Source organism: Bacillus cereus group sp. MYBK222-1, from assembly GCF_051916425.1.
GTDB classification, from domain to species: Bacteria; Bacillota; Bacilli; order Bacillales; family Bacillaceae_G; genus Bacillus_A; species Bacillus_A paranthracis.
The window spans coordinates 199,733-223,439 of the sequence record NZ_JBQAGP010000002.1 but is presented as its reverse complement, the minus strand read 5'-3'; the positions used below and the strand labels follow the sequence as shown (position 1 = coordinate 223,439).

Sequence of the window (23,707 nt, the reverse complement as noted above, 5' to 3'; positions counted from 1 at the left end):
GAATTTTCATGTCAACTGTACAAGTACCGAAATTAAATACGAAAGACCTTTTAACACTAGAAGAATTAACGAAAGAAGAAATTATTTCTTTAATTGAGTTCGCAATATATTTAAAAAAGAATAAGCAAGAGCCTTTGCTGCAAGGCAAAATATTAGGTCTTATCTTTGATAAACATTCAACTCGTACTCGTGTATCTTTTGAAGCAGGAATGGTACAGCTCGGGGGACATGGTATGTTTTTAAGTGGAAAAGAGATGCAAATGGGAAGAGGAGAAACCGTTTCAGATACTGCGAAAGTATTATCACAGTATATTGACGGGATTATGATACGTACATTCTCACATGCGGATGTAGAAGAGCTTGCAAAAGAATCGAGCATACCTGTTATTAACGGATTAACGGATGACCATCATCCTTGTCAAGCATTGGCAGACCTAATGACAATATATGAAGAAACAAATACATTTAAAGGAATAAAATTGGCTTACGTAGGTGATGGAAATAATGTATGTCATTCATTGTTGTTAGCGAGTGCAAAAGTTGGAATGCATATGACTGTTGCAACACCTATAGGGTATGAACCGAATGAAGAGATTGTAAAAAAAGCGTTAGCGATTGCCAAGGAAACAGGAGCTGAAATTGAAATTTTGCATAACCCTGAACTAGCGGTGAATGAAGCAGATTTCATTTATACTGACGTTTGGATGAGCATGGGGCAAGAGGGCGAAGAAGAGAAATATACGTTGTTTCAACCATACCAAATTAATAACGAACTTGTTAAGCATGCGAAGCAAACATATCGCTTCTTACACTGTTTACCTGCCCATCGTGAAGAAGAAGTAACAGGCGAGATTATAGATGGATCACAGTCTATCGTATTTGAGCAAGCTGGTAATCGATTGCATGCGCAAAAAGCATTATTAGTAAGTTTATTTAAAAATGTAGAAGAGCTTTCCTAAAGGATGTATACCCCAGTTGCTAGATACGAATAAAAACTGGGGTGTTTTTTATGGTTAAATTCTTTTTAGAAGAGAAAGTAAATACGGTAAAAAGATATTACTTTGAGTATATACTGAATGTACTTAATTATATGGATAGAGGGAGGATATCTATTAGAGAAACAGCTACTAAATTTTTTGTATAACCATTTGTGCCTAGTTTACCAGGAAGGCCTTTTACTTCACATACACTTCGTTTGCCGTTAAGCAGGTTTTATGTAACATGAAGATTTTTAGATATTCTGAAATTTCTATATTTACATTTTTTTTCTTTTTGTCTCATAATTTTAATGGGGAGAGGGAGGGAAAAAATGGTTCAAATTAAAGTAACACCTGAAATGCTAGAAGAAGTTGCGAATCGTGCAAGTAATACCCGAATCGCATTAGAATCTATACATAATAATTTATGTAATGAAATAGATCAGTTGTGTTTTCAGTGGATTGGTGCCTCTAATCAACAGTTCATTCAACTGTTCAATGATGCGAGACCAAAAGCTTTTGCATCTATTCATTCACTTGTAAAAGTAGAGGAAGATTTGAAAAGAATTGCTGAAAAATTCCGCAATACAGATAATCAAAATGTTACAATGGAACAAGGAGCGATGTGTGGACCACTATCGTCAGAAAAAGAGGATTTTGATGGTGAAAAACTTGCTAGGGATATAGTAGGTGAAATAAGTGGTGAGTATGATATTCGTCGTGCTTGGGATGGGATTGATCCATCTACTGGCGAAAAACTATCTACTTTGGATAGAGTATTTGCTGGAGGAATGGCAGTAGCAGGGCTTACACCCTTTGGAAAGATAGCTAAAGTAGGTAAAGGAGTTAAAATGACTGCTAAGGCTGCTGAGGCTGTGAATAAAGCTAAAAAAGTACCTGTGGAGAAAGTCAATGGAGTTAAGGATACTGTAAAAGCTACAGAGGATAGTATCGTTACTAAAAAACCATATAGTAAAAGCAGGCCTAGTTATGGAAAAGGTCAGGTTGAAGAAGTGTGGGAAAATGCGAAAGATTCTATCGATGGGAAAGTTTATGATCCATCAGGTGTAGAAATAATTTGGGATAAATCTAAAACAAGAAGTGGTCAATGGGATATGGGGCATATACCAGGAGAGAAATATTCTGATATGCATGAATTGTATATGAATGAGATTATTACAAAAGAAGAGTTCTTAAAGTGGTATAGAAACCCTGAAAACTATCGACCGGAATTGCCAAGTACTAACCGAAGTCATAAGTATGAATGAGAGGGTGATAGTATAAATGGATATTAATAAAGCTGATTATGGGACTATTATAAAATTCGGGAATCTTAAATTATTTTTAGAGAAGCTAAAAATTGAGGGAAACTGTATTGAAGAGATTGTAGATTCAATTGATAAAAATGGTATTAGTTTACTTGAAAAATCATTAATTAGTAGAAAGTTTGATATAGCAAACTTTCTATTGGATAATGGTGCAAAGGTTAATATAATTTCTAATGATGACTGTAATGAGTTTCACTATTTAGCAGCAAATATTAATTGTCAAGGTGCGGTTGAAGTAGCTTGTAGGCTGGTTGATATGGGGGTAGATTTGAATTTAAAAGATAAAAAATTTGGTAATTCTGCAATATGGTCTTTATGTCAAGAAGTATTAAAAAAAAGAACAAAGGAGGGAAATGATTTAATAGTAAAATGTTTGGGAAAACGACCGAATATTAATGATGAAAATAAATATGGATATTCATTAAGAGATTTAATTGAAGAACGTGGAACAGATGATATGAAAAAAGTTTTGGAGATGATTGTTTGAAAAAGAGTAGTGGATTAGGTGGTAGCGTTGTATCTAAGAATATTTTACAAAATAAAGGGAATGTGAAATGGTGTATTAAAGAACAACCAGTTAATGCTATCGATAATGGATGGAGATTTTTGTCGGAAATAGATACAGATGAATATCTTGCTGATGCATCAAATATGTCAGTTTGTGATTGGGGAACTATTATTGAAATAGAACCAGCGGTAATGAATATTTTTAATATGCCAATTGGCACAGATATTACTTTACTAAATGAAAATAATAAAAAGTATTTTGTTTATACTGATTCGGGAGAAAAAGTAGATTTTTAAGAAGGTATTTTAGTGATTAGTACAGCTATATATCTACTAGCATAAAACTTTATGCATATAAGTATATATTTTAAGAAAATAAAAGAATCAATAATCTATACTATGGAATTGGGTAAAATTCTATTGAAACCTTGATTGGCTATATGTCTTTCAAGGTTTTTTAGTAATCTAAAAAGTTTCACATAAAAACTTATGATTTTAAATTAATATTCAAATATGACGACAATGCATTGGGAAATATGTATTTCAAGGTGTTGCATAAGAATTACCTCCCCCCATTAGTCGATAGTTGGTATATTATTAAAAAACTCTAAACTTATTAAGTAAGAGAGGATAACGAATTAAATGATTAAGCCTTTATATGCAGAAAATATTATAGTGGGTGTAGAATATAAAAATATGTTCAATTGGTTATAAACCTACAAAATTTAAGTTTGTAGAGGAGGAGTAGACGATGAATAATTGGAAAGATAAGATAGCTACAATGATTTTAGTGAAGCAGGAGCTAATGAAACAAGATGTAGAAAAAATATGGCCAAACCATTTTCCGGAGGTGGGAGCAAATGAAAAATCTATTCGCATTATTGAACAAGAATTGGGATATAAACTTGATTTAATGTATAGAGAATTTCTTCAATATGCCAATGGATGGGCAGGTTTTTATCAAACGGTGGATTTATTTGGTACGGAGCAATTAAAGGAATCAGCTATAATGGATTATGCTCAGGTACTATTAGAAGCTATAGATGATGTTGTTTTAGAAGAAAGCGGTGTTTTAAGGCCGGAGCTATTACCAATAGCAGTTTCGGAATTTGATAGGGATTTATTTGTTTTATGTTTACCTAATTCTTCTAGACCAGGAGAGATAATTTGGTTTGCGGGTGAAGAAATAGATAGATTTGAGAATTTTGACGAGTACTTTTTAGCAATGATCGACTATAATAGAGAAGAGATATTAGCTTTAAAGGGGTAGTTTATACAGTCATGTTTTTTAAGTGTCTGTTACTGTACAGCTATAAAAACATAAATACTAATACAGCTAAAGCAAAATATATTTGAAGTGAACAAAAAAGAAAATGGATATTAATTGTTAAGATATACAAGTTTTAAGGTTAAGATAAAATCTAGTGCAACTTAAAAACAATATGAACTGAAAGTACTTGATTGTCGATTAAAGGCAACAAGTGCTTTTTTCGTCTTGATATAAAAATAAATGAAATGGGACAAACATTAGGAGAATAAATAAGAACAAAGCTGCTCAACTTGAACTGTACCGCAATTGTTAGACATGAATAACAATTTGAGGTGCACTTTTTTATCTCTTCCGGCAAGAAGACTCCATCTGATTTGTGTTACGGGTGAAACCCAACAATTCAGGTGGAGATGAATTGCCGTCAGTAGGTAGGCTGAACGCTTTTGTTTCGTTCATAACAATTTTTGAGGGCGAATGTTTGTTTCTTTTTGTCCTACAATATTATGTAGATAAGAAGGGAATAGATTGTAAGGCAACGAAATTAGATAATGATTATCATTCAGCTACTTAAGCCAAAAGTAATGAATACGCTTAATGAACTTTCTAAGAAAGGTGGTGAAAACAATGGCTAGAAAGAAGGTAGTGAAAGTATTACGGAAACAAAAGAAAAGAGAAACCATGCAACGGTTCACGCAGAAACAGAATATCGGACGAGCTTGCCTTACTGCAAAAGAATTTCGTTTACTTCAGCGCATGGCGCATAGTTCAAAAGCACTGCGAAATGTTGGGTTGTACACGATAAAACAAAGTTATTTGAACGATAATAAAATGGCTACTGTAAAAGAAGTGGACAATGCCATGCAGGCTGATATGAACTACTCGGGCGTTCAATCAAACTCTGTTCAAGCGATTCGTAGAGCCTTATTTACAGAAATGAAGAGCTTTTTTAAAGCGTTGGAACAGTGGAAGAAACATCCTGATAAGTTCACAGGTCGTCCGAAGTTTCCGAATTATTCTCGTTCCACTGACAAACGAATCATTGAAATCTATCAAGTGCCAAAAGTGGATGAGAACGGATATTGGATGGTTCCGATGAATGTTGCATTTAGAAAAAAATTCGGTTCCATTAAAATACGTATGCCAAAAAACTTAAGAAATAAAAACATCTCCTACATTGAGATTGTACCAAAGCAAAAAGGTCGGTTCTTTGAGGTGCATTATACATATGAAATGCACGTCTCTCAAGTGAAGAAACAACCCACGACTACGAGTAACGCTTTGAGTTGCGATTTAGGTGTAGATAGATTAGTAAGTTGCGTAACCAATACAGGTTATGCCTTCTTAATTGATGGAAAAAAACTAAAATCCATTAACCAGTACTTCAACAAAACGATACGTAATCTACAACTGAAAAATATGGAAAACGGGCTTTCTAAACGTCTTGTAACGAATAAAATTGCTGCACTTTGGCATAAACGAGAAAGACAAATAAACGGTTACATTGCACAAACAGTAGGCCTATTGTTCAAAAAAGTGAAAGAATTCGATATAGATACGATTGTTGTAGGGTATAACGCTGGTTGGAAACAAAAATCTCATATGGGGAAAAAGAATAATCAAACATTTGTTCAAATCCCATTTGAGAAATTGATGGCAGCAATTGAGAATAAATGCATAAAAGAAGGCATCCGCTTTTTCAAACAAGAAGAAAGCTATACTTCAAAAGCTAGTTTTCTTGATAAGGATCCGGTTCCAGTTTGGTCTAAGGATGATAAGACGCAGTATCGCTTTAGTGGCAAACGAATTACGCGTGGTTTGTACCAAAGTAAAGCAGGAACATGTATCCATGCTGATATTAATGGTGCGCTGAATACATTGAAAAAATCAAAAATTGTAGAACTGGATGACAATCTGAAAGTGAAAACGCCGATTCTATTAGACGTGCAAAAACGTAAGGCTATTGCTTCGCGCATAGCCTAGTGGGTGCGTCAACCATCCATGTGTACGCGACTTGTCGGGGCTTGTAGCACACGCTGGATTCATCCCAGTGGTGGCTTCTTCCATAAGGGAGAACGGCTCTTTTTCGAAAGGGTGGTGCAAGTGGGAAAACAATCGTTCGTTGTCAGTACCAACCAAAAACATACTTGGGGTGTTACCTTAGGGTAGCATGAATGCTAGAGCGTCAAACTGTCTAGCGATAGACGAAAAGACCTAGCGTTCGAACTCAAGCCCCCACTGAAAGGTTTTATCTCAGTGGGGGTGGTTGACAGTGAAATGTCATATGTATATTTAGTTAACTATTTCGATATCATCTATAATAAAAGAGGAAATGAAATTTGTTTTTCGGGGTGTGTAAGGGCATACTAGGTATAAAAATATAGTTAAAGAGATGATGAGAGTGAAAACAACTAAGAAAACATATTCGTTTTTTCAGCGGATGTGGAGAATATTAAAGTTTCAATATTATAAGTTGCTTCGATCACCAGAAGGAGCGAAGAAAGTATCGTTAGGTTTTGCGATTGGTTTTGGTTTAGAGATGTTGGTTATATATACAGCATCGCTCGTCTATTTAATATTTTATCCAATCGTCAGGTTAGCAAAGGGATCTTTTCCTGCCGCGGTGATTGGCAATATTATTGGAAAAATATCGTTTCTCCCAGTAGTTTTATTTCCGCTTGCGTATGCGCTAGGGAAAATGATTTATCCATTTCATGTGCAAAAAATACATCATGAACCCTTTACAATATCGGACTTGTTTTCAAGTCACATTTTTACGATATTAAAGAGCTTATTACAGAGTGAAGTGTATGTATTAATTGGAATGACGATTTTAGGGGTTGTGTTTGGTGTAGTTTCATATTTCGTTGTGCATTATTTATATGAAAAGAACCGTAAGTTACGTTTGAAGAACAGAAAGAAAAGAGTGAGAGAACCACTCATGCAAATATAAAGAGTGTCACACTCATTTTCTCCTTTGAATATGTTTAAGAAAAAGGAGGAGAGAATGAATGTATTATTATTACGTACCGCAAGTATATCCATATGTAAATTATTATCCGGTTTATGATACGAGTAGGCAATATGAATTATATCGACAACAACTACCGCAAATACCATCGCAACAACCTACGCAAGATCAAAAACCATATTTAACGACATGGCCATATTCAAATGTATACTATGGCAATTATTACGAATCATAAAGCTGCTTCTATTTAGAAGCAGCTTTATACGTTTGTTTTCAAAATTAAATTTTGAATGGTTTGAAGAGAGTGAATGAGTTTTTCACGTTCTTCCTCAGATAACGTTTGGAAATTTTCTTTTAATTTGTCTAAAATGAATTGTTGATACTGATTTACTAACAATTTCCCTTCAGCTGTCAGGGAAATTAAAATGACCCGTCGATCTTTTTCGCTATAATGACGCTCTATTAGTTCTTCTTGGATCAGTTTGTTTAATAGAGGTGTCATGTTAGGCCGTGAAATCGCTAGCCGCTTGCCGATTTCGGAAACTGCTAATGTGCCATTTTCATGCAGAAGCAGTAATACTTGTGTATGTGATGGCGGCATATGTCTTTGAGAAGAAAATTCTCCAGGAAGCATAAATTTGCGATAAAAAAGAGGCACTAGCGAAAGAAGATGATCAACAATACGTTCCCACTCGCGTGATTCCATATAAAGGCCCCCTTCCACTCTCATTGTAACAAAAAAGACATGTTATAAAAATAGAATTGTTTCATGCGAATTTTAATATTTGTAGGCCAACACTTTTTTTGTAAAGGAATCGGCAATAATCGAATAGCCTTTATCATTTGGGTGTACTTGGTCAAAGAGTAAATCTTTCTTATCATTCGATATTAATTTGCGAATTGGTAAAACGATAGATGGTTGATTTGCTTTTGCAATGGAATAAACGGATTCATTCCATCCGTCTAAAAACATATCTGCATAACTTGCGATGGAGTCATCGAGTTGTAACGGGTTATAGAGTTCAGAAAGAATGAGTAAAGCATCCGGATTTTGATCTCGGACTGTCTTTACAATATTTTTTACATCCGCTTCAAAATGAGCTTTTTCTTTATTTAACATTTTAATACCGTCTATAACACCGACATCACGATTTAAGCGAAATAAATTATTTCCCCCAATGTTAATTGTAATAATATTGGCTGCTCTAATTTTTTGCTTTACATCTTCTGATTCAACCTTTTTAGCGAGACGATCTGTTGTAAGACCGTTTATCCCAAGGTTTTCTACAGTAATTGGTTTATGAATTTGTGCTTCTATTTGTTTAGAGGCTAATTCAGTAAATCCACCTTGTGTCGATCCATATCCTTTGGCGAGCGAATCACCTAGTACGAGATGATAAAAGGAATCGTTTGTTTGCTTATCAATCCAACTTGGAGTAGATGTTTTTTCTGTTTTTTCTTCGGGTTCATTTTGTTTTGTCTCATCGTTCTTTTCAAAATAAGAATAAGAAATGATTAGAAGGAGGAGACAAACAATTGTTAAGATGACTTTTTTCATAATTCATCCTCCTTGTAATTGGTAATTGTATCATATTCAGCAGTATTAACAATGTAAGGGCATATTATATGTTTATGAAAAGTTTACAATAACTTTACAGAAAATTTGTAGAAGTATGTCAAAAAATATTGACGATATGAAAGTACATTATATATGATAATGTCAGATAAGGTGAAATTCTACATAGTGGGAGCTTTATCTCCCGTTAATTGCTAGTCTCCATTAATGGATCGTTTAAGGAGACTACTCGTTAGTGTAGGGTGAAATGAAAATCGTGTATCTACTAGAAGAAAAAAGGTATGTGGTTAGAGAATGCTAGAAATTCATTTCATTATTCTTTGGTAATTGTATAAGGGGGATTTTTTGTGAAAAAGTCAAAAAAAATGCTAGCTGGAGCAACTCTTGCTATTGGTGTTATAGCGCCGCAAGTATTGCCAGCAACAGCTCATGCGGATGAGCAAACTGGGGAGAGTACGGTTAACTTACGAATTCTAGAAACATCAGATATTCACGTTAACTTAATGAATTACGATTATTATCAAACGAAAACCGATAATAAAGTAGGTCTCGTGCAAACTGCAACACTTGTGAATAAAGCGCGTGAAGAAGCGAAGAACTCTGTCCTGTTTGATGATGGGGATGCATTACAAGGGACACCGCTTGGAGATTATGTAGCGAATAAAATAAATGATCCGAAGAAGCCTGTGGATCCTAGTTATACGCACCCATTATATCGTTTAATGAATTTAATGAAGTATGACGTCATCTCTCTTGGGAATCATGAATTTAACTACGGTTTAGATTATTTAAACAAAGTAATTAGTAAAACAGAATTCCCGGTTATTAACTCGAACGTCTATAAAGATGATAAAGATAATAATGAAGAGAATGATCAAAATTACTTTAAACCATATCATGTTTTTGAAAAAGAAGTAGAAGATGAATCAGGTCAAAAACAAAAAGTGAAAATTGGCGTAATGGGATTTGTTCCACCTCAAGTTATGAACTGGGATAAAGCAAATCTAGAAGGAAAAGTGAAAGCAAAAGATATAGTTGAAACAGCGAAAAAAATGGTGCCAAAAATGAAAGCAGAAGGTGCCGATGTTATCGTTGCACTAGCGCATTCAGGTGTTGATAAGAGTGGTTACAACGTTGGCATGGAAAACGCATCGTATTATTTAACAGAAGTTCCTGATGTAGATGCGGTATTAATGGGACATTCACATACTGAAGTGAAGGACGTATTTAATGGTGTTCCAGTTGTAATGCCTGGTGTCTTTGGAAGTAACTTAGGTATTATAGACATGCAATTGAAAAAAGTAAATGGAAAATGGGAAGTACAAAAAGAGCAATCGAAGCCGCAACTTCGTCCGATTGCTGATAGTAAAGGAAACCCACTCGTACAATCTGATCAAAATTTAGTTAATGAAATTAAAGATGATCACCAAGCGACAATTGATTATGTGAATACAGCTGTAGGAAAAACGACAGCGCCAATTAATAGTTATTTCTCATTAGTACAAGATGATCCTTCTGTACAACTTGTGACAAATGCACAGAAATGGTATGTAGAAAAGTTATTTGCTGAAAATGGACAGTATAGTAAATATAAAGGAATTCCAGTTTTATCTGCAGGTGCACCATTTAAAGCAGGTGGCCGAAACGGTGCTACATATTATACGGATATTCCAGCTGGAACGTTAGCGATTAAAAACGTGGCAGATTTATATGTATATCCAAATACGTTATATGCTGTAAAAGTAAATGGGGCACAAGTAAAAGAATGGCTTGAAATGTCTGCAGGTCAGTTTAATCAAATTGATCCAAAGAAAACAGAAGAACAGCCGTTAGTAAATATAGGTTATCCTACATATAACTTCGATATTTTAGATGGCTTAAAATACGAAATTGATGTAACACAACCGGCGAAATACGATAAAGATGGAAAAGTTATAAATGCAAATACGAATCGTATTATAAATATGACATATGAAGGTAAGCCAGTAGCTGACAATCAAGAATTCATCGTCGCTACAAATAACTATCGCGGAAGCAGCCAAACGTTCCCGGGTGTAAGCAAAGGGGAGGTTGTATACCAATCACAAGATGAAACGCGTCAAATCATTGTGAAGTATATGCAAGAAACGCCAGTTATTGATCCAGCAGCAGATAAAAATTGGACGTTTAAACCGATTGTTGCCGATAAATTACATACAACATTCGATTCTTCACCAAATGCACAAAAGTATATAAAGAAAGATGGAAAAATATCATATGTTGGACCATCTGAAAATGAATTTGCTAAATATGCAATTGATATAACGAAGAAGAACGATGATGATAAAGAAACTGGTGGAGAGAATCCAACAACACCGCCAACAGGTGAAGGAAATAATGGAGAAAATCCAACGACACCACCAACAAGTGAAGGAAATAATGGAGAAAATCCAACGACACCACCAACAGGTGAAGGAAATAATGGAGAAAATCCAACGACACCACCAACAGGTGAAGGAAATAATGGAGAAAATCCAACGACACCACCAACAGATGAAGGTAATAATACAGGATCTGGACAAACTACAACGGATAATCAAAACGTAAAAGAAACAACAACTGTAAGTGAAAAGAAAGAAGAACGTGATTTACCGAAAACAGGTACAAGTGTTGTTTCTACAATTGGAGCAGGTTTGGCGTTTGTTGGAGCAGGATTCCTTCTGTTATTTAGAAGAAAGAAAGCAAATAGATAGTGGAGAAATATAAAAAGGATTACCGATTCAGGTAATCCTTTTTGATATATTATGAAAGTGTTACAGCTTTTTCCTTCTTCCATGAAAGGCCAAATCCAGTAAAGCCGACGATAATTGTTACAACTGGACAAGCTAAGCAGAAGATTGCGAATGGAACGTAATCAAAAGTTGGAACGCCAAGGACGTTCGATAAGAATACGCCACTTACTCCCCATGGTACGAGCGGGTTAATAACTGTACCTGCATCTTCTAATACACGTGATAAATTACGACGTTCTAAACCGACTTCATCATATTTATTAGCGAATGCTTGTCCTGTTAAAACGATAGATAAGTACTGCTCACCAAGTAAGAAGTTCACACCGATTGCAGTTGAAGCAGTAGAAATAATTAAGCGTGTGCTAGTTTTTACGAAGCTAGAGATGATATTCATTAGCTGCGTAATAATACCCATTCCTTGTAATAATCCTCCCATACAAAGAGCTAGGAAAATAAGAGCGATTGACATCATCATACTTTGCAGGCCACCGCGAGATAATAAGCTATCAATATCTTTCATACCCGTTTTAGAAACGTAACCGTCTTGCATAATTTTCATTAAATCAGTTAAAGAAGTACTAGGTTTAAATATAAATAGGATAATGATCCCTACTATAATTCCAGCAAGTAATGTTGGAACTGCTGGAACTTTTTTAAATGCGAATAGGAACAGTAATAAAATTGGAATAAGTGTAAAGATAGAAATCGTTGCATTTTTCTCTAATGTGCTAATGAAGTTTGTGAAGTCAACGTCTCCACTAGTACCGCTTCCTAAAATGAAAAATGCGATAAAAGCAATAATGAAAGCTGGAACTGTTGTCCAAAGCATGTTACGAATATGCTCAAATAAATCTACACCCGTTACAGCTGGCGCTAAATTTGTTGTATCAGATAAAGGAGACATTTTATCTCCAAAGAATGCACCAGAAATAATTGCACCAGCGATTAGAGCAGGATCGTATCCGAGAGCACTACCCATGCCCATAAAGGCAAGTCCTACAGTTGCGGCAGTTGTAAAGGCACTACCGATACTTGTTCCAACAATTGCACAAACAACAAAAACAGTTGGAATGAAAATTTTTGGGGATACAAGCTGGAAGCCGTATACCATTAAAGTTGGAATTGTTCCAGCAGCGATCCAAACACTAATTAATACGCCTACAAGTAAGAATATAAAAATAGATGGAATACCAGCTGAAATACTACTTATCATTCCTTTTTCCATCGTAGACCAATCAATTTTTTTCATAAATCCAAATGCTAATAAAAAAACGATACCAAATAAAATTGGGATGTGTGGTGAAACTTCTAATTGAATAACACTAAAGCCAATGCAGAAAAAGATAAATACTGTTAAAAGAACAGATTCAATTTTTGAAACCATTGTTTTCCCCTCCTAAGTAATCTAAAATAGCTCTTTTTTATATAAAATTCGCCAATATTGTTTATTTCCTTCTAAATTTTAGAATTTTGTGACAAATTACCGGTAATTGTTGTTTCTTTAATATGATACGGAAATGAATGGATAAAAAAACGTCCCTGCATATAATTATGCAGGGACGAAGAAATCGCGGTACCACCCTAGCTTGTGAAATGAATGTATCACAAAATAAAGGGTCGTATGATATGCGCTCATAAAATAAAAACGCCCCTGCAATATATGCAGGGACGAAAAGTTCGCGGTACCACCCTAAATTGTGAAACAGTGTCGTTTCACCACTCTTTAGATATAACGGTCTATAACCGTCTTTCACTACTCCTTACGTTTCGCAAAAGAAGCTCCAGGGGGTAATTCATAATTCGCTCTGTACTGGTTCGCACCGACCACCAGCTCTCTGAAAGCAGAAATCGAAATACTACTAAATCCTATCAATGCCGATTCATATGATGTTAGTTAAATTTTTATCATATATTCGTCTCACATGTCAATAAAAATATTCAATAATTTTTTAGGGAAATAAAGGAGAACGATTTTAATCCTATGAAAATGTGCGTTATAATGAATTTGAAAGGGGAGGAAAGAGTGAAGAAAAAAATAATTCTTTTTACCACTTTACTAGTCATTGGCGGAAGTGCTGGCATTTACACAGCTTTTGCAGCTGAATCAGAGCAGGCGAAGCAAAAGCAAATACAGCAGTTAGAAGTGAAGAAAGCGAAAGAAGCTGAAGAGAAGAAGTCGATGGAAAAAGCAGCTGATAAACTAGGGGTTTCTACGGAAGGAAAAACAAAAGAAGAGGTTGCGAAAGAAGTAAATACCGCAAGATTTGAGAAGCGCCATGATCTATTGATTGAACATGCAAAACAACTTGGAATTGAAACAGAAGGAAAAAAAGACGAAGAGATTATTTTAGAAATCGGAAAGATACAACATGGAAAGTAGAACAACTTATCTTATGATAAGTTGTTCTTTTTTAAGAACTACTTGATTTAAAAATAATTGACAGTCATTTAGATTTAATGTTAACTATATTTATAAACTAGTTAACATTAGGGGTGACAATTGTGACTTTTAGTAAGAGTACGACTGACAAACCATCATATACATATGAAGAGTTATCGGAGAAAAATAAAGCCTATGTATGGCATCCATTTACACAAATGAAGGATTATTTAGAAGAAGATCCTGTCATTATTGAACGGGGAGAGGGAAGAAAGCTATACGATGTAAATGGAAATGAATATTGGGACGGTGTTTCGTCTATTTGGTTAAATGTTCATGGACATCAAGTGCCAGAACTAGATGAGGCAATTCGTGAGCAATTAAATAAAATTTCCCATTCTACTATGTTAGGGCTTGCTAACGTTCCATCTATTTTATTAGCCGAAAAAATAATTGAAGTTGTACCAGAAGGTTTAAAGAAAGTGTTTTATTCAGACTCCGGTTCTAGCGCTGTTGAAATTGCAATTAAGATGGCCTTTCAATATTGGCAGCATAAAGGAAAACCGAAGAAACAAAGATTTGTTACATTAAAAGAAGCGTATCATGGTGACACAATTGGAGCTGTTTCAGTGGGAGCAATAGACTTGTTTCACCAAGTGTATAGTTCGCTTTTATTTGAAGCAATTAAAATGCCTTATCCATATACATATCGTTCTCCTTATGGAAATAATAAGGAGGAAATTGTAAAAAAACATTTAGAAGAAATGGAGGAGCTGCTGAAAGATAAACATGAAGAGATTGCGGCGATTATTGTAGAACCTTTAATGCAAGGTGCTGGCGGTATGATTACAATGCCAAAAGGATACTTAAAAGGGCTACGTAATTTATGTACAAAATATAATGTTCTATTTATTACAGACGAGGTAGCGACTGGATTTGGGCGTACTGGAAAAATGTTTGCATGTGAACATGAAAATGTAACACCGGATATTTTGACAGCCGGAAAAGGTTTAACAGGCGGATATTTACCAGTTGCAATTACTGTAACGACAGATGAAATTTATAATGCCTTTTTAGGAGGCTATGAAGAACAAAAAACATTTTTCCACGGACATAGTTATACAGGGAATCCGTTAGGGTGTGCGGTAGCAATTGCAAATCTAGAACTATACGAGAAAACAAATTTAATAGAAGAGGTGGCACGTAAAACAGAATATGTGGCGACGCAATTAGAAGACCTCTTTGCATATAAACATGTAGGGGACATTCGTCAATGCGGGTTAATGGTTGGAATTGAACTTGTGAAGAATAAGGAAACGAAAGAAGCGTTTGAATGGACAGAGAGAGTCGGTGTTCAAGTATGTAAACGCTCAAGAGAACTAGGTATGATTTTGCGCCCGCTCGGTAATACGATTGTGTTTATGCCCCCTCTTGCTTCTACAATTGATGAGATTGATGATATGTTACGTATTTTGTATAAAGCAATCTCGGATGTTACGGAGGGAGAATAATGAGTGGCTTTTTTATAACAGCAACGGATACTGAAGTGGGGAAAACTGTAGTCGCCGGTGCATTAGCAGGTGTATTTAGAGAACTGGGATATAACATCGGGGTATATAAACCGTTGCAAAGTGGACATGTTGCATCAAATCCAGAAGGAGATGCAGCAAGGCTAAAGGCATTATCAGGTGTACCGACAAAAGAAGATGAAATTTGCCCTTACTCTATTGAAGAGCCGCTTGCCCCGAGACTTGCCATGAAAAGAGCTGGAAGGACAGTAACGTTAAAAGACATTATTCATCACTATAATGAACGATTGAAAGATTTTAATAGTCTACTTGTAGAAGGAGCAGGTGGATTAGCTGTTCCATATACAGAGGACGCTTTAGTAATTGATTTCGCAAAAGAATTACAACTTCCACTTATTGTAGTAGCACGCCCTACATTAGGAACAGTAAATCATACAGTTTTAACGATCGCTTACGCAAAGGCATATGGTTTAACAGTAGCAGGTGTCATTTTATCTGGCTGCAAAGAATGCGAAATGGAAAGAGTGCAAGAAAATAAAGAAATGATTGAAGAGCTAAGTGGGGTACCGGTTTTAGGTTTATTACCATTCTTTGCAGGTGAGTTTACAAGAGAAGAAGTCTTGGAATCTGCTAAAGAATATATAATGATTTCAAAATTAGAGGAGCTTATCCGAAATGAATCAAACATGGCGCACACATCTTCAATCTAAATTGCAACAATTACATGAGCGAGAGCAGTATCGTAATTTGCATGTAACAGAACAAGCAGAAGAGACATGGCTTATTCGAGATGAGAAAAGGATGCTAAATTTAGCGTCAAATAATTATTTAGGGTTAGCTGGAGATGAAAGGTTAAAAGAAGCTGCTATCGCATGTACAAGAAAATATGGAACTGGGGCGACAGCATCAAGGTTCGTGGTAGGAAACTATTCACTGTATGAAGAGGTTGAGAGAAGTATATGCGATTGGAAAGGCACTGAAAAAGCCTTAGTTGTGAATAGTGGATATACCGCAAATATTGGAGTGATCTCTTCATTAGTGAGTCGTCACGATATTGTGTTTAGTGACAAATTAAATCACGCAAGCATTGTTGATGGAATTATATTAAGTGGGGCAGAGCATAAAAGGTATCGTCATAATGATTTGGATCATTTAGAGAAGTTATTGAAAACAGCGTCACCTGAAAAGCGGAAATTAATCGTAACAGATACTGTTTTTAGTATGGATGGTGATACTGCGTATTTGAGGGAGTTAGTAGAGCTGAAAGAGAAATACGGGGCAATTATTTTAGTGGATGAAGCGCATGCGAGTGGAATATATGGAATTGATGGAGCAGGGTTGTCTCATATAGAAAAAGATCTTTCTCAAAAAATTGATATACATATGGGGACGTTTAGCAAGGCTTTAGGGTGTTATGGTGCGTATTTGACAGGTGATGCAATTTATATAGATTATTTACAAAATATGATGAGAAGCTTTATTTTTACTACAGCTTTACCGCCAAGTACGTTAGGAGCAGTGCAAAAAGCAATTGAAATTGTACAAGAAGATCATAAGAGAAGAGAGAATCTTATAGCAAATGGAGAATACTTCAGGAGCAAATTACGAGAAGCTGGATTTGATATAGGGAATAGTTCAACTCATATTATACCGATTGTAGTCGGTTCAAATGAAAATGCTTTACGGTTTAGCAAAAGGTTACAAGAGGTAGGTATTGCAGCTATTGCAATTCGTCCGCCAACTGTACCGATTAATAGTTCTCGAATTCGCTTTGCAGTTACATCGCAACATACAATAGCTGATTTAAAATGGGCTATTGACCGAATTACTCACATTGCGAAAGAAGAGGAGCTTTTCGTATGAAAGAGCTGAAGATTATTTTTATCCCTGGATGGGGAATGGAAGAAAATATTTGGGATTTAGTACTTCCCCATTTTAAAGGATATCCTGTTCAATGCATTAATTGGCGTAACGTGAAAGAACAAAGTGAGTTTGCGAACAGGATTATAGATGTAGCACAGGATGAAAATGTAATTTTAGTTGGATGGTCACTAGGAGCATTAGCGGCAATTCAAGCTTATAAAAAAATTAAGGCAAAGGGTATCGTGCTAATTGGTGGTACTGCTAAATTTACAAATACAAGTGACTATAGTAGTGGATGGAATACTTTGCATGTAGAACGGCTGAAAAGAAATTTGGAGAGAAGGAAAGAAGATACGCTCAAGCGGTTCTATGAAAATATGTTTACGAAAGATGAGTTGAAAGAGAATAAAAGTTTTGAAGACATCGTAAAACATTTTAAAGGTGATTCTATGCAGTCTTTACAATTCGGTTTGGATTATTTAATAGAAACAGATATGAGAGCAGCATTGAAAGAAATTAACGTCCCTATACTACTTATTCACGGAGAGAGGGATGTAATATGCCCATTGTCTGCAGCATGTAGTATGGCTGAGAATGAAACTGCCACACTCAAGGTAGTAAGTGAGGCTGGACATGCATTATGCGTAACGAATTTCGAATATTGCGCAAATGAAATCATTCAATTTGTAGAGGGGATACGACATGATTAACAAAACGTTACTACAAAAACGATTTAACGTGGCAGCTGTATCCTACGATCAATATGCAAATGTACAAAAAAAGATGGCGCATTCATTACTTTCTACATTGAATCGGCGATATAGTGCAAATTCATCGATACGTATTTTAGAACTTGGATGCGGGACAGGATATGTTACAGAGCAATTATCAAACTTATTTCCGAAAGCACAAATTACAGCTATTGATTTTGCCGAAAGTATGATTGCAGTTGCGAGAACTAGACAAAATATAAACAATGTAACATTTTATTGTGAGGATATCGAAAGATTACGACTAGAAGAAACGTATGATGTCATTATTTCAAATGCCACATTTCAATGGCTAAATGATTTAAAACAAGTGATAAGAAATTTATTTCGTCATTTATCTATAGAGGGGATATTACTCTTTTCAACATTTGGACAGGAAACATTTCAAGAATTGCATGCTTCATTCCAGCGGGCGAAAGAAGAAAAAAATATACAAAATGAAACATCGATTGGGCAACGTTTTTATTCGGAAAATCAGTTGCGCCATATATGTGAGATGGAAACAGGGGATGTACATGTTTCTGAAACGTGTTACATAGAGAGATTTACAGAAGTTAGGGAGTTTCTACATTCTATTCGTAAAGTAGGAGCGACCAATAGTAATGAAGAATCATATTGTCAAAGTCCCTCACTCTTTCGTGCGATGCTTCGCATATACGAAAGAGACTTCACGGGAAATGAAGGGATAATGGCAACGTATCATGCTTTATTTGTGCATATAACAAAAGAGGGGAAGAGATGAAATGAAACAAGTACAAACAAAGAGGGATTGGAAAAAACTTGCATACGACGTAGTAGAAGAGAAAGTGATTACGAAAGAAGATGCAATAGCGATATTAGAGGCTGACGATACAGAGATTTTAGAAATTATGAATGCTGCGTATATCATTCGCCACCATCACTTTGGTAAGAAAGTAAAATTAAATATGATTATTAATACGAAGTCTGGATTATGCCCTGAAGATTGCGGATATTGTTCACAGTCTATTATTTCAGAAGCACCGATTGATAAATATGCATGGCTAACGCAGGAAAAGATTGTAGAGGGAGCGCACGAAGCAATTCGCCGTAAAGCGGGTACGTATTGTATTGTGGCATCTGGTCGTCGTCCGACTGATAAAGAGGTAAATCACGTAATTGGAGCAGTTAAAGAGATTCGTGAAACGACAGATTTAAAGATTTGTTGTTGTTTAGGTTTTTTAAACGAAGATCAAGCAGGACGTTTAGCGGAAGCGGGTGTACACCGTTATAACCACAACTTAAATACACATGCGAATAATTACGAAAGTATTTGCTCCACTCATACGTATGACGATCGTGTTGATACAGTTCAAAAAGCGAAACAAGCGGGTATTTCACCATGTTCAGGAGCGATCTTTGGAATGGGGGAGACAATAGAAGAGCGTGCTGAAATTGCATTCGAATTGCAACGTATAGATGCCGATTCAATTCCATGTAATTTCCTTGTTGCTGTAAAGGGTACGCCGCTTGAAGGACAAAAAGAGTTAACACCAGTAGAATGTTTAAAAGTACTGGCGATGATGCGCTTTGTAAACCCAACGAAAGAAATTCGTATTTCAGGAGGGCGTGAAATCAATTTACGTTCTGTACAGCCAATCGGTTTATTTGCAGCAAACTCTATTTTTGTTGGAGACTACTTAACGACAGCTGGACAAGAACCGACTGCAGACTGGGGTATGATTGAAGATTTAGGATTTGAGATTGAAGAATGTGCATTATAAGATAGAAAAAAGCAAACTTGTAAAAGAGTTTGCTTTTTTTGTAAATAAAATGTAATAAATAGTTGTGAATGCTTGATACTAGTGGGTTTTGAGCGAAAAAAAGAATTTTGGTGGACGAATTTTCCAAGCCCCAATTGTACATAGTAAATATGTAATTTATATTGGGTTGGAGGATTTTACATGCACAAATATATATTAGCGATTATGACTTGTCTCATTTTACTAAAAGCAATAAGTGCTGATCCAGTTAAGGCCGCCGAAAATCCTGAACAAAAAGAGATGCAACAACGAATTGAACAACATTTTCGAACGAAAGCTGAACATTTTGGATTGAAAACAGAAGGGAAAGATTTAAAGGAAGTACGAAAAGAAATTACTATTATAGAAGAAGCGAAGAAAAGAGAGAATGTATGGAAAACAGCACAGACGCTTCGTATACAAACAGAAGGAAAGACAATGGATGAATTAATAAAAGATGTACGGAGAAAAGTGAAGAAATAAAAAAAGAGGCCGCAGCCTCTTTTTTTATGCCCATTGTTTTGATAAGTGAGCCATTTCAATTGCAGCGACGGCGGATTCATAGCCTTTATTACCAGCTTTCGTGCCCGCGCGTTCAATCGCTTGCTCGATCGTTTCAGTCGTCAATACACCGAAAATAACGGGGATGTCTGTTTGTAGTGATAAAGATGCAACACCTTTTGCTACTTCATTACAAACGTAATCGTAATGTGTTGTAGCACCACGAATGACAGTGCCTAACGTAATAACAGCATCATATTTCCCGCTATTCGCCATCTTTTTAGCGATTAAAGGAATTTCAAATGCACCAGGAACCCAAGCAACATCGATATCAGCTTCTTCTACACCGTGACGCTTTAATCCGTCTAAAGCGCCGCCAAGTAATTTACTTGTAATAAATTCATTAAAACGTCCAACAACAACCCCAATTTTTAATCCTGTACCAACTAAATGACCTTCGAATACCATAATAAATCTCTCCTTTAATTATAAGTTTAGTAAATGTCCTAATTTGTTTACTTTCGTTTGTAAATACGTTTTATTCTCTTCTTTTGCTGGCATTTGTAACGGTACACGCTCGATTACTTCTAAATCGTAACCTTGTAAGCCAGCAATTTTTCTTGGGTTATTCGTTAATAATCGTAAATGTTGTAAACCTAAATCTTTTAATATTTGAGCGCCAATACCGTAATCCCGCAAATCAGCAGGGAAGCCAAGCTTTTCATTTGCTTCTACAGTATCGAATCCTTCTTCTTGTAACTTATAAGCGCGAAGCTTATTCAGAAGCCCAATGCCTCGTCCTTCTTGTCTCATATAAAGAAGAACGCCCTTTCCTTCACGCTCAATTTGAGCAAGTGCAGCATGGAGTTGTGGTCCGCAATCACATCGGCACGAGCCAAATACATCTCCTGTTAAGCACTCTGAATGAACGCGTACAAGTACAGGATCTCCTGTTGAAATATCACCTTTTACGAGTGCGATATGCTCTTTCGAATCTAAGGAATTAGAATAGCCAATTGCATGGAAAGTACCGAAATCTGTAGGTAATGTAATTTCCACTTCTCGCGTCACTAATGTTTCATGGTGGCGGCGATAAGCAATTAAATCTTCTATTGTAATCATTTTTATATCAAATTGTTTTGCGCACTGTAGTAAATCAGGTACCCGTGCCATCGTACCGTCCTCATTAATAATTTCACAAATGACGCCAGCTGGTTCTGCTCCGCAGAGCTGTGCTAAATCGACAGCAGCTTCTGTATGACCAGCCCGGCGCAAGACACCACCTTCTTTCGCAATTAATGGAAAGATATGTCCGGGACGATTGAAATCAGCACCTTTTGATGCAGGATTTAACATTTCTCGTATCGTAGTTGCACGTTCGTGAGCACTAATCCCAGTTGTTGTAGAAACATGATCAATGCTCACTGTAAATGCAGTATGATGCGAATCTGTATTATGAGCTACCATTGGTTCTAATTGTAGACGTTCTGCGTACCCTTCTGTAATTGGTACACAAACGAGACCACGTCCATGTGTAATCATAAAGTTAATTGTTTCTGGCGTAATATACTCTGCTAAAGCGATAAAATCGCCTTCATTTTCACGGTTTTCATCATCACATACGATCACGACTTTTCCTTGTTTTAAATCTTCTAGAGCTTCTTCAATACGATGAAACATAATGCTTCCCCCTTATAGAAATCCGTTTTCTTGTAAAAAGCTTTCGGTCATTGAACCTGTTCGTTTTACTGGTTTAGAAATAAAGCGTTCGATATATTTACCAATCATGTCACACTCAATGTTTACGATGTCACCGGCATTCTTTTCTCCGATAACAGATTCACTTACTGTGTGCGGGATGAGTGAAATTGTAATGGAAGATTCGTCTATATCAAATATTGTTAAACTCGTTCCATCAACAGCAATGGACCCTTTATGCAAACAATAGCGTAGCAATTCATCAGAAATAGCTATTTTGTAATAGACGGCATTATAGTGTTGTTTTTTGTTTAATATCGTTCCGATGCCATCGATATGTCCTGAAACGAAATGTCCACCGAATCGTCCGTTTGCAGCCATTGCACGTTCTAAATTTACTTTGCATTGCGGTTTAAGCATGCGAAGTGATGTTGATTGCATCGTTTCAGGCATTGCGTCTACTGTGAATGAAGTTGTTGTGAAACTCGTTACAGTCAAGCAAATACCGTTAACCGCGATGCTATCACCTAAGTGAACATCTGATAAAATTTTATTGGCATGAATCGTTAACTTCATCGCTTCGCCGCTTTGTTGCATGTTTGCAATCGTTCCTAATTCTTCTACAATTCCTGTAAACATTCCATCACCTCACTTCGGGCATGCGCAACAATTTTTATATCATCGCCAACTTGTTTCATCTCTTGAATTTCCAAGGAAAGTGCATCTTGTAATGTTGAAAAACCATTGCCGCCAAATAAAGTAGGGGCATTTTTTCCACCAATTAATTTTGGACTTATATAAGTTACAATTTCATTGAAATACTTTGTTTGTAAGAAACTTGCATGAACGGTTTGACCACCTTCGACGAAAAGAGAAAGAATTTGTTTTTCGCCGAGTAGGTGTAAAACATCCTGTATTTCAATCTGTTTCGTTTTCATTTGGAATATAGCTATATTTTCAGATTCATAAGAAGCTATTTTCTCTGGATTTACATCCTTACCAACTATAATCCATGTCGGTGCTAAACCATCTGTTATGACATGAGAAGATGGTGGCGTTCGTAAATGGGTATCTAAAATAACGCGTATAGGATTTTGCCCTCCGTTAGGAATTCTTGTTGTTAAATGCGGATTATCAGCTATAACTGTATTCACTCCAACAAGAATTGCATCGTGTGTATGACGATATTGATGAACATCAGCTCGTGCATCTTCACTTGTAATCCACTTACTTTCACCGGTTACGGTTGCTGTTTTTCCGTCTAAGCTCATCGCTGTTTTTATTGTTACAAATGGATGTTTCGTTTTCATGTAGTGAAAAAAGTAGCGATTTAATAAAACTGCTTCTGCTTCCAGAACACCGGTAGTTACTTCGATGCCAGCTTCCTCTAATCTTTTTTTTCCATTACCAGAAACGAGAGGATTGCAATCAAGAGTAGCAATTACAACCCGTTTGACTTCTTTTTTGATGAGCAATTCACAGCAAGGTGGTGTTTTTCCAAAATGGCTACACGGTTCAAGTGTTACATACACGGTGGCTCCTTTTGCTTTGTCACCAGCCATATGAAGAGCATGAACTTCTGCGTGTTCTTCACCAGCACGTAAATGAGCTCCCATACCGACGATGTTTCCGTCTTTTACAACAACAGCACCAACCATAGGATTTGGACTTGTTTGCCCAGATGTTCCTTCTGCTAATTGCAGAGCAATCCTCATATATTCTTGATCTGTCATTTTCTTCACCTCTCCTAAAAAAATCAAAAAACCCCAAGGATTTTAATATCCTTGGGGTTTGGGAGACGTGATTTCT

At 36.0% G+C, this 23,707-nt stretch carries 24 protein-coding genes and 1 other annotated feature; of the genes, 17 read left to right on the top strand and 7 right to left on the bottom strand.

Annotation, left to right across the window (positions count from 1 at the left end; translation table 11 throughout):
* The first annotated feature begins 8 nt into the window (after window positions 1-8).
* The 8 genes from argF (at window position 9) to ACTFR9_RS13045 (ending at window position 7,285) form a co-directional block, all read left to right on the top strand.
* Window positions 9-959 carry an ornithine carbamoyltransferase gene (gene argF / locus ACTFR9_RS13080; protein ID WP_000108859.1) on the top strand — a complete coding sequence of 317 codons (951 nt, stop codon included), beginning with the start codon at window positions 9-11 and terminating at the stop codon, window positions 957-959.
* A gap of 350 nt (window positions 960-1,309) precedes the next feature.
* On the top strand, window positions 1,310-2,245 hold the full coding sequence (locus ACTFR9_RS13075) for a WXG100 family type VII secretion target (protein WP_000249940.1): 936 nt from the start codon (window positions 1,310-1,312) through the stop codon (window positions 2,243-2,245).
* 16 nt (window positions 2,246-2,261) lie between these two features.
* Complete coding sequence (locus ACTFR9_RS13070) at window positions 2,262-2,792, top strand: ankyrin repeat domain-containing protein (protein WP_000353923.1); 531 nt, start codon at window positions 2,262-2,264, stop codon at window positions 2,790-2,792.
* Window positions 2,789-3,109 carry an immunity protein Imm33 domain-containing protein gene (locus ACTFR9_RS13065; protein WP_000749724.1) on the top strand — a complete coding sequence of 107 codons (321 nt, stop codon included), beginning with the start codon at window positions 2,789-2,791 and terminating at the stop codon, window positions 3,107-3,109. Before ACTFR9_RS13070 ends, ACTFR9_RS13065 begins: the two co-directional genes overlap by 4 nt.
* Window positions 3,110-3,563: 454 nt before the next feature.
* A complete protein-coding gene (locus ACTFR9_RS13060) occupies window positions 3,564-4,082 on the top strand; it encodes an SMI1/KNR4 family protein (RefSeq protein ID WP_001067166.1) in 519 nt (172 codons plus the stop codon).
* A 624-nt stretch (window positions 4,083-4,706) separates the two neighbouring features.
* The gene (locus tag ACTFR9_RS13055; RefSeq protein WP_229136231.1) at window positions 4,707-6,062 is read left to right on the top strand and encodes an RNA-guided endonuclease TnpB family protein; all 1,356 of its coding nucleotides are present in this window, start codon (window positions 4,707-4,709) and stop codon (window positions 6,060-6,062) included.
* 409 nt (window positions 6,063-6,471) lie between these two features.
* Window positions 6,472-7,032 carry a DUF2062 domain-containing protein gene (locus ACTFR9_RS13050; protein WP_002028428.1) on the top strand — a complete coding sequence of 187 codons (561 nt, stop codon included), beginning with the start codon at window positions 6,472-6,474 and terminating at the stop codon, window positions 7,030-7,032.
* Window positions 7,033-7,090: 58 nt separating this feature from the next.
* Window positions 7,091-7,285 carry a hypothetical protein gene (locus ACTFR9_RS13045; protein WP_103102232.1) on the top strand — a complete coding sequence of 65 codons (195 nt, stop codon included), beginning with the start codon at window positions 7,091-7,093 and terminating at the stop codon, window positions 7,283-7,285.
* A 24-nt stretch (window positions 7,286-7,309) separates the two neighbouring features.
* Here ACTFR9_RS13045 and ACTFR9_RS13040 read toward each other — a convergent pair whose 3' ends face one another.
* Both ACTFR9_RS13040 and ACTFR9_RS13035 read right to left on the bottom strand, forming a co-directional pair.
* Window positions 7,310-7,756, bottom strand: coding sequence for a MarR family winged helix-turn-helix transcriptional regulator (locus ACTFR9_RS13040; protein ID WP_000445819.1), 447 nt, complete (start codon window positions 7,754-7,756; stop codon window positions 7,310-7,312).
* 72 nt (window positions 7,757-7,828) lie between these two features.
* Window positions 7,829-8,608 (bottom strand): GDSL-type esterase/lipase family protein, encoded by a 780-nt coding sequence (locus ACTFR9_RS13035; protein ID WP_440048990.1) that lies wholly within the window; start codon window positions 8,606-8,608, stop codon window positions 7,829-7,831.
* A gap of 365 nt (window positions 8,609-8,973) precedes the next feature.
* Here ACTFR9_RS13035 and cpdB point away from each other — a divergent pair, with 365 nt between their 5' ends.
* Complete coding sequence (gene cpdB, locus ACTFR9_RS13030) at window positions 8,974-11,358, top strand: bifunctional 2',3'-cyclic-nucleotide 2'-phosphodiesterase/3'-nucleotidase (protein ID WP_095843131.1); 2,385 nt, start codon at window positions 8,974-8,976, stop codon at window positions 11,356-11,358.
* A 49-nt stretch (window positions 11,359-11,407) separates the two neighbouring features.
* On the opposite strand, the gene nhaC is transcribed toward cpdB, so the two are convergent.
* Window positions 11,408-12,781, bottom strand: a complete 1,374-nt coding sequence (gene nhaC / locus ACTFR9_RS13025; RefSeq protein ID WP_000253748.1) for a Na+/H+ antiporter NhaC — start codon at window positions 12,779-12,781, stop codon at window positions 11,408-11,410.
* Between the two features lie 277 nt (window positions 12,782-13,058).
* Window positions 13,059-13,279, bottom strand: a binding site (T-box leader).
* A gap of 141 nt (window positions 13,280-13,420) precedes the next feature.
* On the opposite strand from nhaC, the gene ACTFR9_RS13020 reads away from it, so the two are divergent.
* From ACTFR9_RS13020 to ACTFR9_RS12985, 8 genes are all read left to right on the top strand, one after another.
* Window positions 13,421-13,777, top strand: coding sequence for a hypothetical protein (locus tag ACTFR9_RS13020; RefSeq protein ID WP_000726889.1), 357 nt, complete (start codon window positions 13,421-13,423; stop codon window positions 13,775-13,777).
* A gap of 122 nt (window positions 13,778-13,899) precedes the next feature.
* A complete protein-coding gene (gene bioA / locus ACTFR9_RS13015) occupies window positions 13,900-15,288 on the top strand; it encodes an adenosylmethionine--8-amino-7-oxononanoate transaminase (RefSeq protein ID WP_000144318.1) in 1,389 nt (462 codons plus the stop codon).
* A complete protein-coding gene (bioD, locus tag ACTFR9_RS13010) occupies window positions 15,288-16,016 on the top strand; it encodes an ATP-dependent dethiobiotin synthetase BioD (RefSeq protein WP_000012487.1) in 729 nt (242 codons plus the stop codon). Before bioA ends, bioD begins: the two co-directional genes overlap by 1 nt.
* Window positions 15,982-17,169: an 8-amino-7-oxononanoate synthase gene (bioF, locus tag ACTFR9_RS13005; protein ID WP_103141798.1), complete on the top strand. Its 1,188-nt coding sequence runs from the start codon at window positions 15,982-15,984 to the stop codon at window positions 17,167-17,169. The genes bioD and bioF overlap by 35 nt, the downstream gene beginning before the upstream one ends.
* Window positions 17,166-17,879 (top strand): alpha/beta fold hydrolase, encoded by a 714-nt coding sequence (locus ACTFR9_RS13000; RefSeq protein WP_000661275.1) that lies wholly within the window; start codon window positions 17,166-17,168, stop codon window positions 17,877-17,879. The genes bioF and ACTFR9_RS13000 overlap by 4 nt, the downstream gene beginning before the upstream one ends.
* Entirely contained in the window at window positions 17,872-18,681 is an 810-nt protein-coding gene (gene bioC / locus ACTFR9_RS12995; RefSeq protein ID WP_000608931.1) for a malonyl-ACP O-methyltransferase BioC, read from the top strand. The genes ACTFR9_RS13000 and bioC overlap by 8 nt, the downstream gene beginning before the upstream one ends.
* A gap of 1 nt (window position 18,682) precedes the next feature.
* Window positions 18,683-19,681, top strand: a complete 999-nt coding sequence (gene bioB, locus ACTFR9_RS12990; protein ID WP_000815866.1) for a biotin synthase — start codon at window positions 18,683-18,685, stop codon at window positions 19,679-19,681.
* A 180-nt stretch (window positions 19,682-19,861) separates the two neighbouring features.
* Window positions 19,862-20,182, top strand: a complete 321-nt coding sequence (locus ACTFR9_RS12985) for a hypothetical protein (protein ID WP_000549777.1) — start codon at window positions 19,862-19,864, stop codon at window positions 20,180-20,182.
* Window positions 20,183-20,206: 24 nt separating this feature from the next.
* Here the strand turns inward: ACTFR9_RS12985 and ribH are convergent, their stop codons facing one another.
* Genes ribH through ribD form a run of 4 tightly spaced genes read right to left on the bottom strand, consistent with a single transcriptional unit; the run spans window position 20,207 to window position 23,631 of the window.
* Complete coding sequence (ribH, locus tag ACTFR9_RS12980) at window positions 20,207-20,668, bottom strand: 6,7-dimethyl-8-ribityllumazine synthase (protein WP_098946798.1); 462 nt, start codon at window positions 20,666-20,668, stop codon at window positions 20,207-20,209.
* Between the two features lie 18 nt (window positions 20,669-20,686).
* Window positions 20,687-21,880, bottom strand: coding sequence for a bifunctional 3,4-dihydroxy-2-butanone 4-phosphate synthase/GTP cyclohydrolase II (gene ribBA / locus ACTFR9_RS12975; protein ID WP_000468997.1), 1,194 nt, complete (start codon window positions 21,878-21,880; stop codon window positions 20,687-20,689).
* Between the two features lie 12 nt (window positions 21,881-21,892).
* A complete protein-coding gene (gene ribE, locus ACTFR9_RS12970; protein WP_000493917.1) occupies window positions 21,893-22,537 on the bottom strand; it encodes a riboflavin synthase subunit alpha in 645 nt (214 codons plus the stop codon).
* Window positions 22,519-23,631: a bifunctional diaminohydroxyphosphoribosylaminopyrimidine deaminase/5-amino-6-(5-phosphoribosylamino)uracil reductase RibD gene (gene ribD / locus ACTFR9_RS12965; protein ID WP_074540529.1), complete on the bottom strand. Its 1,113-nt coding sequence runs from the start codon at window positions 23,629-23,631 to the stop codon at window positions 22,519-22,521. The genes ribE and ribD overlap by 19 nt, the downstream gene beginning before the upstream one ends.
* Window positions 23,632-23,707: the final 76 nt, after the last annotated feature.